Source organism: Bradyrhizobium tropiciagri (assembly GCF_001189845.1).
Classification (GTDB): Bacteria; Pseudomonadota; Alphaproteobacteria; order Rhizobiales; family Xanthobacteraceae; genus Bradyrhizobium; species Bradyrhizobium tropiciagri.
Map to the genome: position 1 here is coordinate 110144 of NZ_LFLZ01000023.1, position 14867 is coordinate 125010.

General features: G+C 64.4%; 12 protein-coding genes and 1 pseudogene. 7 read left to right on the forward strand and 6 right to left on the reverse strand.

Features of this window, described 5'->3' with window-relative positions; genetic code table 11:
• Positions 1-86 precede the first annotated feature (86 nt).
• The 4 genes and pseudogenes from AKN84_RS19875 to AKN84_RS19885 all read right to left on the reverse strand — a co-directional run bounded on the left by AKN84_RS19875 (position 87) and on the right by AKN84_RS19885 (position 3604).
• Positions 87-704, reverse strand: coding sequence for a PilZ domain-containing protein (locus tag AKN84_RS19875; protein WP_021077717.1), 618 nt, complete (start codon positions 702-704; stop codon positions 87-89).
• A gap of 143 nt (positions 705-847) precedes the next feature.
• Positions 848-2406: pseudogene (locus tag AKN84_RS19880) on the reverse strand (FAD-dependent monooxygenase).
• A gap of 263 nt (positions 2407-2669) precedes the next feature.
• Positions 2670-2885 (reverse strand): hypothetical protein, encoded by a 216-nt coding sequence (locus AKN84_RS50425; protein ID WP_347337353.1) that lies wholly within the window; start codon positions 2883-2885, stop codon positions 2670-2672.
• Positions 2886-2890: 5 nt separating this feature from the next.
• Positions 2891-3604, reverse strand: coding sequence for a fatty acid desaturase family protein (locus AKN84_RS19885; RefSeq protein ID WP_347337354.1), 714 nt, complete (start codon positions 3602-3604; stop codon positions 2891-2893).
• A gap of 154 nt (positions 3605-3758) precedes the next feature.
• On the opposite strand from AKN84_RS19885, the gene AKN84_RS19890 reads away from it, so the two are divergent.
• Positions 3759-4721 carry an MBL fold metallo-hydrolase gene (locus AKN84_RS19890; RefSeq protein WP_050422337.1) on the forward strand — a complete coding sequence of 321 codons (963 nt, stop codon included), beginning with the start codon at positions 3759-3761 and terminating at the stop codon, positions 4719-4721.
• Between the two features lie 31 nt (positions 4722-4752).
• On the opposite strand, the gene AKN84_RS19895 is transcribed toward AKN84_RS19890, so the two are convergent.
• The gene (locus tag AKN84_RS19895; protein ID WP_050422338.1) at positions 4753-5280 is read right to left on the reverse strand and encodes a hypothetical protein; all 528 of its coding nucleotides are present in this window, start codon (positions 5278-5280) and stop codon (positions 4753-4755) included.
• Between the two features lie 234 nt (positions 5281-5514).
• On the opposite strand from AKN84_RS19895, the gene AKN84_RS19900 reads away from it, so the two are divergent.
• The 4 genes from AKN84_RS19900 (at position 5515) to AKN84_RS19915 (ending at position 10689) form a co-directional block, all read left to right on the forward strand.
• Positions 5515-6666 (forward strand): zinc-binding dehydrogenase, encoded by a 1152-nt coding sequence (locus AKN84_RS19900; RefSeq protein WP_050422339.1) that lies wholly within the window; start codon positions 5515-5517, stop codon positions 6664-6666.
• A 122-nt stretch (positions 6667-6788) separates the two neighbouring features.
• A complete protein-coding gene (locus tag AKN84_RS19905; protein WP_050422340.1) occupies positions 6789-8735 on the forward strand; it encodes a patatin-like phospholipase family protein in 1947 nt (648 codons plus the stop codon).
• Between the two features lie 59 nt (positions 8736-8794).
• The gene (locus AKN84_RS19910) at positions 8795-9934 is read left to right on the forward strand and encodes an amidohydrolase/deacetylase family metallohydrolase (protein WP_050422341.1); all 1140 of its coding nucleotides are present in this window, start codon (positions 8795-8797) and stop codon (positions 9932-9934) included.
• A gap of 233 nt (positions 9935-10167) precedes the next feature.
• The gene (locus AKN84_RS19915; RefSeq protein WP_050422342.1) at positions 10168-10689 is read left to right on the forward strand and encodes a Cache 3/Cache 2 fusion domain-containing protein; all 522 of its coding nucleotides are present in this window, start codon (positions 10168-10170) and stop codon (positions 10687-10689) included.
• A gap of 150 nt (positions 10690-10839) precedes the next feature.
• Here the strand turns inward: AKN84_RS19915 and AKN84_RS19920 are convergent, their stop codons facing one another.
• Positions 10840-11217 carry a hypothetical protein gene (locus AKN84_RS19920; RefSeq protein ID WP_050422343.1) on the reverse strand — a complete coding sequence of 126 codons (378 nt, stop codon included), beginning with the start codon at positions 11215-11217 and terminating at the stop codon, positions 10840-10842.
• Between the two features lie 460 nt (positions 11218-11677).
• Here AKN84_RS19920 and AKN84_RS19930 point away from each other — a divergent pair, with 460 nt between their 5' ends.
• Entirely contained in the window at positions 11678-12532 is an 855-nt protein-coding gene (locus AKN84_RS19930; RefSeq protein WP_244485301.1) for an SDR family NAD(P)-dependent oxidoreductase, read from the forward strand.
• Between the two features lie 232 nt (positions 12533-12764).
• The gene (locus tag AKN84_RS19935; protein WP_050422345.1) at positions 12765-14774 is read left to right on the forward strand and encodes an SPFH domain-containing protein; all 2010 of its coding nucleotides are present in this window, start codon (positions 12765-12767) and stop codon (positions 14772-14774) included.
• The last annotated feature ends 93 nt before the right edge of the window (positions 14775-14867 follow it).

Genomic DNA, 14867 nt, shown 5'->3' on the forward strand with positions numbered 1-14867 from the left:
CGAGCCAAACGCGGCAAAGGCGGCCACCGGTGCACCGGTGGCCGCCTTCGCGGGCTGAAAACGGGGGGCTTGCGCGGTTTTTCGCTTTACCTCGCGGTAACGCTCTCTTCGAGGGTTTCCGCGGACTGCTCGTGGACGAACTCGAGCGCGAAGCCTTCCTCGAGGTTTCGCACCACGCGGGCCTGCACCCGGCCGAGCATCACCAGCGATTTGAGCGGCGGGCGGTTCTCGGCGGCAATAGCCGCACCGGACAAAGAGAGGTCGATGATGCGGCAGGTCATCCGCGTGCCGTCTTCCTGGGTGAGCAGCGCGATCGGGTTGCGCGGCACGATACGATCGTGACGGCGATCCTCGGGCAGATTGAGGATATCGCGGTTGGCGAGCCAGGTGAGCTGGGCGGCGAGCTTGTCGCGCTTGCGCGCGGTGGCGCCGATCGTCATCGCAAAGCCGTTGTCGATGATGCGGGTGATGCGGCCTTCGACGCGGCCGATATGGTCGAGATAGGCGATCACGCGGTCGCCGACATTGCCGATGCCGGGCGCCAGCAGAGCGAGGCCGCCCGGGGACATGTTGATAATCTGGCAGGGAAACTCGCGCCGGTCGGGCAGCATGTAGCGGCCGAGCAGGTGCACCTTGACGCGCTGGAAGCGACGCCGCTCCTCGGCTACGGGGACGACGTTAGTTTTCTTCTGTGCAAACGACATCACGACAAACCCGGCCACCGGCCATTCGGAGCCCCGATGACCCTAAAGCTGATAGGGTTAACGGGGCGTTACGGTTGTGAAATGGAACCCGGACACGGAGCGAGAGCGATCAGCGACGTTCGCGTGCGCCGTACCCGGAAGCGTCAGGCTCCTTGATATGCCGCGTCAGGTTCTCCGAACCATCGCGCCGCGGCTCGAGCAGTCTCCTTCAGATCCGGCTCGATGTCTGTGGCCCAGGCCACAAGCCCGTCAGGACGCACCAGCACTGCGGTCAAGCCCAGCCGATCCCTGGCCTCGCCTGCGACATAGCTGATCCGGCCTCGCCAGCGATCGGCAAGCGCGCGCAAGGGCGCGCGCGGGCCGAAGTCGAGCAGCAGGCCGCGCCCGTCTCTGAGCAGTTCGCCGAGCCTCATCCCGCAAGCGAGCTCGAAATCCGGCGCGCTGCGGCCCACCAGCGGATGGCCGCCGCCAAGCTCGTGGCAGAGCGAAACGCCCCACACCCGCTCGGCAAAATATGTCGCGCCGTCGGGCGTTGCGATCAGATCGCGGATGATGGCTTCGAACGCGCGCGTGCTCCGGCTCGGCCGCATCAGCGCGACCTGGGCGCGCGACCAGTCGAGAATCTGCGCGCCGACCGGATGTCGCTCACGCGAATAGCTGTCGAGCAAGTCCGCCGGCGCGTCGCCGCGGATCGTGGCCGCGAGCTTCCAGCCGAGGTTCATCGCATCGCCGAGCCCGAGGTTGAGCCCCTGGCCGCCCAGCGGAGAATGGATGTGCGCGGCGTCGCCGGCGAGCAGCACGCGTCCCTTCCGGTATGCCGTCGCCTGACAGGCGCGATCGGTCCAGGTGGTGGCAAGCTGGAGCGCCGTCAACGTGACGTCGGTGCCGGAGACGCGGCGCAAGACGGCCTGCACATGCTCGCAGGTGATCGGTTGGGTGCGGTGGAACGCGCCGCCGTCGAACTCGACCATCGCGATGATGCCGGGGATTGCGTACGTGTACATGCCTGTCGGCGTATAGTGGCGGCCCGCGGCGAGCTGGTCCGGATCGGCGATCTCGACCTCGACCGAATAGCCGGTGAACTCGGGATCGGTGCCGACGAATGCAAAGCCGGCCGCCTTGCGCACGATGCTGCGGCCGCCGTCGCAACCGACCAGCCAGCGTCCGTGGAATGTCTCGCCGCCGGCGCGAATGGCGACGCCGTCATCCGACTGCTCGCATGCCTCGCGCCCGCGCCGCGACTGATCTCGACGCCCATCTCGGTTGCGCGAGCGGCGAGGGCGAATTCGAGCGACTCCATGTCGACCGCCATGCTGGTGCCGGCCGGACTCGGCAGGCGAAACGGCCATTGCGACGTGTCGATAGCGTCGTGATAAAACTGGATGCCGGCGAAATGGCCCGCCGGGCGGCGCGGCTGTTGCATCCCATGCGCGGCGTTCGACGCGTTGCTGCCCGCGCCATGCTTCGCACGCTGGAGCGCTGCGATCTCGTCCAGCATCCCGCGACGATCGAAGGCTTCGATGCTGGGCGCCGAAAGGCCGCGCATGCCGAACGGCAGCCGCTTCAACGGCGAATGCGGGTCGGCGGCCTGCTCCAGCACCAGGACCGAGAGCCCTGCAAGCCGCAGCTCGCAGGCAAGCATCAGGCCGACGGGCCCGGCACCGGCAATCACGACATCATGGGGAAGGTGGTGGTGGTGCATGAACGGCTCCTATGTCGGTGTTCGACCGGAGCGGTTCGTCGGGTTGAGAACCACACGGACGAACAATGGGCGCCTGGATGGCGTCCGGTGTTCGTCGTGGGGATCCCGTGCACGCGGCAGGAGACCAGAGCTTTCGCTTCCGAACGGACTTCGTTCGCGAAAGGACTTGGGCTTACCAAACCAAGTCTGCCTTTTCCGACAGGGGCGATATAGCGGCATCGTGACGGATCTGCAACCCGCGCGGCGGACAGCACCCGCGTTCGCTAGGTCCTGGCGATCGCACCGGCATTATCAGGGCCGTCGACGCGGCGGGCGCCCGGGCGCGGCGCAAGATTGTCCGGCGTCTTGATGTTGCGCGCGAGACTTGCCGCCTCGAATGCCTTGATCAGCCACCAGCCGAGATCGATCTGCCCCGGCAGCAGCCCGAGCTTCGCTGAGCCGGGATAGGCGTGATGATTGTTGTGCCAGCTTTCGCCCATGCTGATCAGCCCGGCGATGCGACATTGTAGCCCTGGGCCGCGACGCCCTCGATGATCCAGGTCTGTCCGCCCTTGCGATGCGAGTAATGACCGATCAGCCAGTGACCGGTGACGCAGACCGCGACCCGGACGCAGATGCCCCAGACCAGCCAGCTCCACGAGCCGATCGCGAGGAACAGCAGCGCCCAGGGCAGTTGCTGCCACATCCAGCTTCGCTCGACGAATGCATAGAAGCGATCATCGGCAAGCCGCGGTTCGAGCCGGAACAGCGGCGGGTGCTTCAGCACGAGCCTGCAGTGCAGCTGCCACCAGGCATCGCGCCAGAAGCCGGCTGCGTGGCAGGAATAGGCGTGACAGGCCGCCTGGCGTTGGGCCCAGTCGCGGAAATCGTGCAGCCGCACCATGCCGTAGGGGCCGGCCATCCCGACCAGCGTGCCGAGATAGACGCAGAGCCGCTCCAGCCACAGCGGGCAGTCGAAGCTCGCATGGATCAGGCGGCGATGCATGCCGACCGAATGTCCGAAGCACAGGGTGATCGCGCTGGTCACGATGAACAGCGCGAATGCGCTCCACGAGAACAGCAGCGGCCCGAAGATGATCGCGACCGAGGTCATGCTGCCGAGCCACAGCGACTTCGCCGGTGCCCATTGCACGCGTCCATCCAGCGGGTCGGTGCGCTCGTCCGCGAAGATTCGTTCGGAGCCGGGCTGTAGCTTCATTCCGTAACCTGAAATTGTGCCGCAGCTTGGGATGGAGCTGCTGTTACTGTCAATCCGCCACGCCCGTCCGTCGTGTCGCAGCAGGCATTGGCAACCCCGGCGGGTTCACCTAGCCTCGACAATGAGTAGGCTCATGGGGTGGAGACGTTCAATCATGCGACTGAAACCGTGGCTTGTGCTAGTCGCGGCCATCCTCGCAGGCTGCGGCATGGCACGAGCCGCCGAGATGCGCGTCACCTTGCTCGGCACTGGAACGCCGACGCCGCGGCTCTCCAGCTTCAGCGCCTCGACGCTGGTGGAGGCGGGGCCCGAGAAGCTGATCTTCGATCTTGGTCGCGGCTCGACGATCCGCCTGTTCCAGAAGAAGATCCCGATCGGCGCGATCACGGCGCACTTCATCACCCATCTGCATTCCGACCATGTCGTCGGCCTTCCCGACATGTGGCTGACGGGATGGATCGGCACGCCGTTCGGCTCGCGCAAGACGCCGATGGTGATCTTCGGACCGAAGGGCACCGTCGCGATGACCGAGAATCTCACCAAGGCGTTCTCCGAGGACATCCGCATCCGCATCGATGATGAGGACTATCCGCCTTCGGGTGTCGCGTTCGCGGCCAAGGACATCGCGCCGGGTCCGGTCTACGAGAAGAACGGCGTCAAGGTCACCGCGATCGAGGTCAATCACGGCGAGAAGATCAAGCCGTCGTTCGGATATGTCGTCGAGTATGACGGCAAGAAGGTGGTGCTGTCGGGCGACACCAAGCCGGACGAGCGGGTGGCCAAGGCGGCCGGGGGCGCCGACCTTCTGATCCACGAGGTCGCGGTGATCGATCCGGACCTGTTCAAGGCCTATCCGAATTACCGTGCGATCGAGAACCATCACACCTCGCCGGAACAGGCCGGCAAGATCTTCGCAGAGGCGAAGCCGAAGCTTGCGGTTTATTCGCACATCGTGTTCGCGAGCCAGCCGCCGACCCAGGACGTGCCGGAGGATGTCCTGCTGAAGCGGACGCGCACGACCTATCAGGGGCCATTGGTGATCGGGCACGACCTGATGTCGTTCGTGATCACGGACAAGGTCGAGGGCTTTGCCCCCGACGGCACCGCGCTGAAGTGACAGCGCCGGCGTGAAAACGAACGCGGCTAGGCTATTTGGCCTCGGCGTCCATGGCCGGCTCGACCGTCGCCGCCGGCGGTTCAACGGTCACGGCTTTCAGCACCTTGCGTTTCGCCGCGCGGATCTCGAGCTGCAAGGGCGGCTGATATGACCCGGCGGGCGGCTCGAACATGAAGGCGTGGTGCCCGTCGCCCTTGTTGAGCTTGAGCAGGTCCTTGCGGAACTGATCGGCGACGACCTCGGCAACGAGCTCGCCGTTGAAATAGATATCGATCGTCACCCGTTTGTCGGGGTGCTGGTCGTACAGGGCCCAGCCGGCGATCCTGTTCTCGTTGAAGACGTCGACATGGCCGGTGATCTCGCCCGAGAGGCTCTCGATGCCGGCTTCGATCACCTCGAGGTCGCTTCGGTAGATCGATCGCGTCACATCGAAGCTGAAATTCGCCGTATCGACGCATTGCTCCAGCAGGTTCTGCCGATGCTCCTTCATGCGTTGCAGCGTGTCCAGTTCGCCCAACTTGACGTACATGCCAACGATGCCTTCGATACCTGAATTCATGGTGTCGTCCCCGCAATGCTACTAACTTCTGCGCACTCAGCTGCGTTCACAATCGATGGTTTCTTGCGATGCTTCCTTGCGGAAAAATACCCCCGTCAAGACTTGAAGCGCCTCGTCCCGCCAAGGTCAGTCATGAAGACCTTCATGACAGGCATTCATGACATCCCAATCGTCCTGACCTAAACTCGGTGTGGCCGTACCCGGCCCAACGACAAGGACAGGGAGAGCGAACCGATGGAGCAGATCCGCGTCTGCACGCATGATGGACCTGGAGCCAAGCCCGTAATCCGGACCGTGCCATGGCCGGAAATCGGCAAAAAGGCGGCCTTGATCAAGGTCGGCGCCTGCGGGGTTTGCGGAACCGACCTGCACATTCTGAAGGGACATTGGCCGAAGCCGCTGCCGTGGCCGTTCACGCTCGGCCACGAGCTCGGCGGCGTGATCGTCGAATGCGGCCCGGAGTTCACCGAAGACTTCATGAGCAAGCCGCTCAAGGTGGGATCGAAGGTGATGATCCCGCCTTTGATGCCGTGCGGCCGCTGCTACTACTGCGTCCATTATCCCGAGAGCGCCAACAAGTGCCTGACGCCGGTCTATTACGGCCGCTATCTCGGCTTCGACAAGGCTCCTCACATGTGGGGCGGCTGGGCTGAATATGTCTATGTCGATCTCGACATGCTGCCCGGCACCAAGATCTACAAATTGCCCGACGACATGTCGCTGCGGCTGGGCGCACTCTCCGAGCCCTTGACCTCCTGCATCCGCGCTTTCAACCGCGCGACCCGCGCCGGCGGCTTTTCCTGGGGCGGCACGGTGGTGATCCAGGGCTCCGGGCCGATCGGCATCCTCGCGGTGGCCGCCGCGCAGGAGATGGGGGCAGGGCGCGTGATCTGCGTCGGTGCACCGGAGACGCCGCGGCTCAAGCTGGCGCGCAACTTCGGCGCCGAAGCGACCGTCGACATCGAGCAGCTCAGGACGCCGGAAGAGCGCATCACGGCGGTGCGCGACATCGTCGGCGGCTTCGGCGCCGATCTCGTGATGGATTGCTCGGGCCATCCGACCGCCGGCCCCGAAGGCATCGAGATGCTGCGCGACGGCGGCACTTACGTCGAGATGGGCCAGTTCACCGATGCCGGCTCGATCAATACGTCATGGCACCGCATCTGCACCAAGGACCTCAACGTGCTCGGCTCCTGGGGCTTCACCGGCAACGATTTGCCGCTCGGCGTCGACATGCTCTACCGCACCCGCGACAAGTATCCCTGGCTCGACATGCAGACCATCTATCCGTTCACCGAGGACGGCGTCGCACAGGCGGTCGCGGATGCAATGGCGATGAAGACGGTGAAGTCGACCATCGTGCCGTGGCCGGAGCTGGTCGGGTGAGGCAGGCAAATGGGAGTGCTGCAATTCCTGTTGCAGTGCTCCCAAAGGAATAGCGCCCGGGTGCTGCCGATCATGCTCTGATATCGCTCGCCGGGACGACGGCCCGGCGCTAACATCCGATCATGCAGTCGAACCGCGTGCCGCCGAGTGCAACGTTTGCGTGGGGAAACCTGTCCGAGGACTTCCCGCTGTTCAGGACGCTCACCGCGGAGCAGCGGCTGATCGCCTTTGGCGCGATGACCCGGCGCGACTTGGTGCGTGGCGAGCTGCTGGTCGAGCAGGGCGGCGCCTCGGACGCCTTGTTCCTGGTGCTGCATGGCGCGCTCGCCGTGTACCGGACCGATCATCCCGAGCCGATTGCGGAGCTTCGCGCCGGCGAGCTGGTCGGCGAGATCGGCTTCTTCGCCAACATCCCGCGCACGGCCAATGTGATCGCGATCCGCGATAGCAGCGTGCTGGTGCTGACGCGCGCGGCCTATGCGCGGCTGGTCGAGGAAACGCCCGGGATCGTCGAGGCGCTGCTGGCCGCGCTCGCGCAGCGGTTTGCCATCCAGACCGCGCGGCTGTTGCCGCTCCGGACGTCACCGAAGGCGCGCACCGTCGCGCTGATCTCGGGCGGACGCGAGCCGGTGCCGGCTGGCTTTGAACAAAGGCTACGCCAGGGCCTTGCTGCCGCCGGCGCCGAGATCGTCGACCTCGCGCGCGTCCAGGCGATGTTTCCCGGCCGCACGCTTGATGCCTCCGAGGTCGCCGACTGGCTCAACCGGATCGAGTACGACGCGCCGCTGGTGGCCTATTTCGGCGGCTCCGAAGCATCGGAATGGGCGCGCAAGACCATTCGCCAGGCCGACCTCGTCGTGTTGGCCTGCCGCGGCCAGGCGCCGGCGCCTGATCTGACCGAGCTCGAGAGCTTCGCCTGCGCCGTGCATCCGGCGTCGGCGCGGCGCCTGGTTCGCGTTCACGACATCAGGCAGAACGAGGTCAGCGGCACCGCGGCCTGGCTCGCGCGGCTGCCCTGCTTCATGCACCACCATGTCGCGCTCGAGGACCAGATCGATATCGACAGCCTGGTGCGCTTCCTGTGCGGTCGCGCGGTCGGGTTCGTCGCCGGCGGCGGCGGCAGCCTCGGCACCGCGCATGTCGGGGTTTACAAAGCCTTTCGCGAGCGCGGCGCCATGTTCGACATCTTCGTCGGCACCAGCGTCGGTTCGGCGATGGCGGCGGGCTTTGCCAAGAACTACGACGCCGAACATCTCGAGCGGGGCACGCATGAGATCTTCGTCTCCAGCCGCAGCTTCCGCCGACCGACCTGGCCGCGCTATGCGCTGCTGGACCACAAGGCCTTCGACGCGGCGCTTGCCGATCAGTACGGCCACAATTGCCGCATCGAGGATTGCTGGCGGCCGTTCGCGGCGGTCGCGACCAATCTGTCGACGCACAGTCTCGAATTGATCCGAACCGGCCTGCTGTGGCAGGCGGTGCGCGCATCCAGCGCCATTCCCGGCCTGCTGCCGCCATTCTACACGAAGGACGGCTCGATGCTGGTCGACGGCTGCCTCGTCGACAATGTTCCGCTGGCGCAGATGCACCAGATGAAGAGCGGCCCGAACCTGGTGGTCCATTTCGGCGAGCCGGCAACCGAGATGTTCGACGTCGACTATGCCGCGCTGCCGGGAAGGTTCGAGCTGCTTGCGACCCTGCTGATGCCGTTCCGGCGGAAGTCGCTCCCGGCCGCGCCGAGTGCCGTCAATGTGTTGTGGCGAAGCCTCGTCGCGCATCAGCGCTACGACACGCTGCCGACCACGCCGCTCGATCTGGTGATGCGCCCGCCGACGCCCGACGGCATCGACGTGACCGATTTCGACCGCCATCAGGAGATATTCGAGTCGTCGTATCGCTGGGCCCAGGAGATCATTGCCGCCTCGGAGGCCGCGCATAACCCGGCCATTGCGGCGATCGTCGCGTCCGCCAAGAACAGGGACAAGGATACAGGCAAGGATGCAGACAACAGCGCGGATCAGGTGACGACGGCGACCGCGCCGGTTTCCCATCAGGCCCGTGTCGGTTGAGCTGCTTGCAGGCGCCGCCGAAGTCGACCATCGTGCCGGACTGAAATCCGGAGAACACGATGCCTTTCGATTTGATTCTGCGCGGCGGACGGGTGGTCGACCCGTCGCAAAAGCTCGATGCGGTGACCGACGTCGCCTTTGCCGGCGGCAAGGTCGCTGTGGTTGGCCGAGAGTTGAAAGCCGATCCCACAACCGACGTGCGCGACGTCTCCGGGCTGATCGTCTCGCCGGGGATCATCGACCTGCACACCCATGTCTATTGGGGCGGCACCTCGCTCGGCATCGACGCGGAGGAATTCTGCCGCAACTCCGGCGTCACCACCTCAGTCGACACCGGCAGCGCCGGCCCGGGCAATTTCGCCGGCTTCCGCAAGCATGTGATCGAGCCGAGCCAGGTCCGCATCCTCGCCTATCTGCATGTCTCGCATGCCGGCATCTTCGGCTTCTCGGACCGGGTGATGGTCGGCGAGAGCGAGGAGTTGCGGCTGATGAATCCGGTCGATGCCGCGCGCGTCGCGGACGAGAACCGCGACCTCATCGTCGGCATCAAGGTCCGCGTCGGTCTGTTCGCCTCGGGCACCTCGGGGCTGGTGCCGCTCGAGATCGCGCTCGAGGTGGCGGAGCAGGTCGGCATGCCCTTGATGGCGCATATCGACCATCCGCCGCCGAGCTATGAGGAGGTGCTGGCGCGCTTGCGCCCGGGCGACGTGCTGACCCATGCGTTCCGTCCGTTCCCCAACACGCCGGCGACCGCGCAGGGCACGGTGAAAAGGAGCGTGCTGGAGGCGCGCGAGCGCGGCGTGCTGTTCGACATCGGCCATGGCAAGGGCTCGTTCGCCTTCAAGACCGCGCGCGCGATGCTCGCCAACGGCTTCTATCCCGACACCATCTCGTCCGACATCCATCAGCTCTGCATCGACGGTCCGGCGTTCGACCAGGTGACGACGATGTCGAAATTCCTCTGCATGGGGATGTCGCTGCCGGATGTGATCGCGGCGTCCACCGCCAACGCCGCGATGGCGTTGCGGCGGCCGGAGCTCGGCAGCCTCAAGCCGGGCAGCGTCGGCGATGCCACGCTGCTCTCGATCAGGCAAGGCCAGTTCAACTATGTCGACGTGGTCGGCGAACATCTGACCGGCGATCGCAGGATCGCATCCGAAGGCGTCGTGATCGGCGGCCGCTGGTGGCATCCGAGATAGGGCGCGTGCGCTTATCAAAATTTCGGCTGCGACGTTTTGACCCGCCGCTGAACTTTAGTCGTTCAGCGGTGCACTAATAGACGGCTGGGAGTTTAACGCCCAGCCGAGTGCATAGTGGTAGCGGATACCTCTACGGCAAGGGTAAAGCGACTACATTTCTGACGTTTAATGATTAGCCGGCAATTCTGATTGTGCAGAGGGAGACGCTACCTCTTCAACGAGGAGGGAAGCCCATGCAAGTCAAGCATATTGTTCTCGGCACTTTGACGGTCGCGTGCCTCGCTTGCGCCGCAATACTACTTTCGCAAGTTGGCCAGGCTCAAGATGCGAAGTTAGCTGCGGCGATGCAACTCTTGGAATCCGGAGCCAACAAGCTGGGCCCGCCAAAGATAGAAGGCACGGATTCCGTGGCCGGCAAAGAAGTCCCTGCCATCTATTTTGGTCAAACCAAGATGAACAACAATTTTCAACTGGTTGATGAGGTCGTGAGTCAAGCTCAGGGCACGGCTACGATCTTCGTGAAACATGGTGATGAGTATATCCGCGTCGCCACCAACGTGAAAAAGGACGATGGTTCGCGCGCAATCGGAACCATTCTGGATCCTAAAGGCAAGGCCATCGAGTCCATCAGGAAAGGCGAACCGTTCTACGGAGAGGTGGACATTCTCGGCAAGCCTTACATCACCGGGTACAAACCCATCTTGGATTCTTCGCGAAAGGTGATCGGAATCTACTACGTCGGTTATTTGAAGTAGACCACCGGCGCGTTGGAATGCCGAACCTGCTCGGGTCATTCTTGCCGCTACGACAGCGCAGCCAGGTCGAGGTGGCCCGGCCACGAGAGCCCCGGGTTTTTCCGAGGCTGCTTCCATACGGACAGAAGCGCGCCCACCTGGCACGTCACGCTATTTGCGTTCGATGAAAATCTGCCGGCAGTCTGCCGGGCCAATATTCTCCGACGAGTGTGAAGCGATGACGGGGACCGCATTCACGCTGCCGGCCTTGGTGTGGGTATCGGTGGTTTTTCCGTCAGGTGCGTAGAGCCTCGTATCGCAATCAGTCACGTGGTAGAGAACCGACGGAAGAGGATGGCCGTGCACCTTGTCATGAACGCCCTTCTTTCGCACCGTCTCGATGACGCGAAAGTTTTGATCCTCGAAGATCACTTTATAGACGTCTGGGTCCCCTTCAAACGTTGGCGGCGCGGTTTGCGCAACCGCGGCGGATGACACCAGATACAGGGCCGCGAATCCGCCCAGCGCGAATGTGCGGTCTCGAGTCATTTCGCAACTCCTCATTGGCGACGGTTGAGTTCTTCACGGACGTCGGGACGCGCCGCGGAATGCTTCGATGCTTCGACAGGCTACGTGGCGATTTGACGTCGGCGGTACCGGATCGGATCATGCGCGCGCTTCGCCATTTCCACCACTAGCCGGCGTAACCGCAGTGACATCACTTCCGGACTACCTCGATTGGCGGAAGCGTCGCAGCGCGCCGCGCTCCGACAGGTCAGCGAACGGCAAGTTCGGCTGCGATGACGACGGGAAAGTTGAGTGGAAGGTGGGCGACGCCGATTGCGGTCCGTGCATGCGTGCCGACGTCAGGGCCAAAGACGTCCAGCAGGACGGCCAGGGGCCGAGAGCGGACATTCCCGCACACTTCTCAATCGCTTGAAAGTGCGGTCATATGGCGCCCGCTCGCACTTGGCGTTTTGCGGCGAGGGTGTCCGTTTGCATGGGGAGAATGCGCGTGAAGGAGCTCGCTGGAAAGACCGCGTTCGTGACCGGTGCTGCGTCGGGCATTGGATTGGGGATCGCGACCGCTTTGGCCCAGGCGGGGGCGAAGGTCATGCTGTGCGATATTGAAGAAGCGGCTCTGTCCGCGGCGCTCGAGCAACTGAGGCGCACCAACGCCGATGTCGACGGCGTGAAAGCGGACGTCTCGCTCAAGGCCGAACTCGTGGCGGCCGCCGAAGCCACGACTACGCGCTACGGCAAGGTGCATATCCTCGTCAACAACGCGGGCGTCGGCGGCGGTGGCCCCTATGGCACCTGGACCGACGCGTCGTGGAATTGGACCCTCGAGGTCAACCTGATGGCGACCATCTGGGGGATCGAGATTTTCGGGCCGTTGATCGAGCAGCATGGCGAGGGTGGACACATCGTCTCCACGGCCTCGCTCGCTGGCATTATTTCAGGGGCGAGCACGGCCTACAACGTTTCGAAGTATGGCGTCGTCGCGCTGTCCGAGGAACTGCGGCAGGAACTCGCGCCTCGCGGGATCGGCGTGTCGGTGCTGTGTCCCGGGTTCATCCGCACGCACATCATGGACTCCAGGCGCAACCTTCCCAAGCGCTTCGAGGGGGAGACGCGCACCTTGCCGACATCGGGCCCGCTTGCCGAGCGGATCAATCAGGTCCGCCAACGCATCTCCGATGGCATCGATCCCATGTATGTCGGTGAACTCGTCCGCGAAGGCGTCGAGAACGACTGGCCCTATATCTTCACCGACCTCGAATTCGAGCCGGTCGTCGACGCGCGCTTCGCCGCAATCAAGCAAGGCTTTGACCAGATCCGCGGGCGCAACCCGAAACGTTGAGCACGGGCCCGTCCACCAGCTGCTGGGAATGATGCGCAATCGCAGCATGCTTGTCGCGCCGATCGATGTCGCGCCACCGGTGCTGCGGTTCATCCCGTCATCAAAAAAAGATTGGCAGCGCGAATAATGTTCACGCCTTGCGTCGCCATGGCCGCTCCACATGTCCGCATCGCAATTCTTGGGTCAGGTTTGGGTCCCCAAACCGCCCAGTTGCGAATTGTGGAGACGGACTATGGACTTCGTCGGTTTTCTTAATGGCTTGGGTTTAACCCAACCGGCCATTTGGACCGCAGTTTTGATCGCGATCGTGATCCTGCTGCGCGTATCGAACGTATTTCGCTACATTCCCAACAATCAGGTCGGCATCGTCGAGAAGCTGTGGTCGACCAAGGGCTCGATCGATGACGGCTTCATCGCGCTGAACGGCGAGGCCGGCTATGAGCCGGAGGTGCTGCGCGGCGGCCTGCACGTGATGTTTCCCCTCATGTACCGGATCCATCGCTCGGACCTCGTGACCGTCGGCCAGGGCAAGATCGCCTATGTGTTCGCGCGCGACGGCGCGGCGCTGGAGCCGTCGCAGGTGCTCGGTGCCAACGACACCGAGGACAAGTCGGACTTCCAGGACGCGCGCCGCTTCCTGCGCGGCGGCGGCCAGAAGGGCCCGCAGCGCAAGATCCTGCGCGAGGGCACCTATGCGATCAACACCACGCAGTTCGCCGTCATCACCGACGAGCGCGTCTACGGTCACGCCTTGAGCGAGCGCGAACGCGGCGTGCTCGAGAGCATGCAGCTCACGATCACCGAGCGCTGGGGCTTTGCCCCGGTCGTGCTGGCGGCCGACCACGACCTGGTCGGCATCGTCACCGTGCATGATGGCCCGTCGCTGCCTCCGGGCGAGATCATCGCGCCCGAGGTCGGCATCGAGCTGCGGGATGCTGCGACCTTTCATAACAATTTCCAGGAGCCGGAGAAATTCCTGAGCGCCGGCGGCTATCGCGGCCGCCAGCTCCAGGTCATCGTCGAGGGCACCTGGTACATCAACCGCCTGTTCGCGACCGTCGAGGCGGTGCCGAAGACGGTGATCCCGGTCGGCAATGTCGGCGTCGTCATCTTCTACACCGGCCCGCGCACCGACGACGTCTCGGGCGAGCAGTATCGCCATGGCGAGCTGGTGCTCAACGGCAGCCGCGGCGTCTGGAAGGATCCGCTGTTGCCGGGCAAATACGCCTTCAACACCTATGCCGGCAAGATCGAGGTGATCCCGACCGTCAACTTCATCCTGAAATGGATGCGCGGCGAGGTCGGCGCGATGAAGCTCGACGAGAACCTGTCCGAGATCTCGCTGATCACCAAGGACGCGTTCGAGCCGACGCTGCCGCTCTCGGTGGTGATGCACATCGACTACAAGAAGGCGCCGATGATCATCCAGCGGTTCGGTGACGTGAAGAAGCTGGTCGAGCAGACGCTCGACCCGATGGTCTCCGCGTTCTTCAAGAACATCGCGCAGAAGATGACGCTGATCGAGCTGTTGCAGAACCGCGCCGCGATCCAGGCGGAAGCGGCCCACGACATGAAGGCGAGGTTCGAGAGCTATTCGCTCGACCTTCAGGAGGTCCTGATCGGCACGCCGCGGGCGGCGCCCGGCGACCACACGATCGAGAACATCCTGATCCAGCTCCGCTCGCGCCAGATCGCGCGCGAGCAGATCGAGACCTATCAGGAGCAGGAGAAGGCCGCGGTGCAGGAGCGCGCGTTGAACGAGGCCAAGGCGACGGCAGCGGCGCAGTCGGCGCTCACGCAGTCGCTGATCCAGGTCAAGGTCAACGAGAACGAGGGCGCGGCGGCACTCGCCCGCGCGCAGAAGGATGCCGAGACGAGGAAGGTGACCGCAGCCGCGGTCGGCCAGCAGTCACGGCTGGAAGGCCAGGGTGAGGCCGACCGGGTGCTGGCGGTCGGCACCGCCAACGCGCAGGCGACCAAGCTGTCGGTCGATGCCTATGGCGGGCCGGAGTACCGGCTTGCCGAGCAGAATTTTGCAAAATTCGCCGACGCCTTGACGCGGATCAATCAGCCCTTGGTGCCGCAATTCCTGATGTCGAGCGGGCAGGGCGCGGAGGGCAACAGTGCCGGCCTGATCCCGACGGCGATGCTGAGCTCGATGTTCGGGCAGATGATGCCCGGCGCATTGGAGAAGCTGAAGGACGAGGCCCCGAAGGCCGCGCGCCGGACCAACGGGCAGTAACCGCCGAGGCACCTCTCCCTTTGGGAGAGGTCGCGCGAAGCGCCGGGTGAGGGGGTACGGTCCTTGTTGGAGCCGCGGCCCCTCACCCGATTT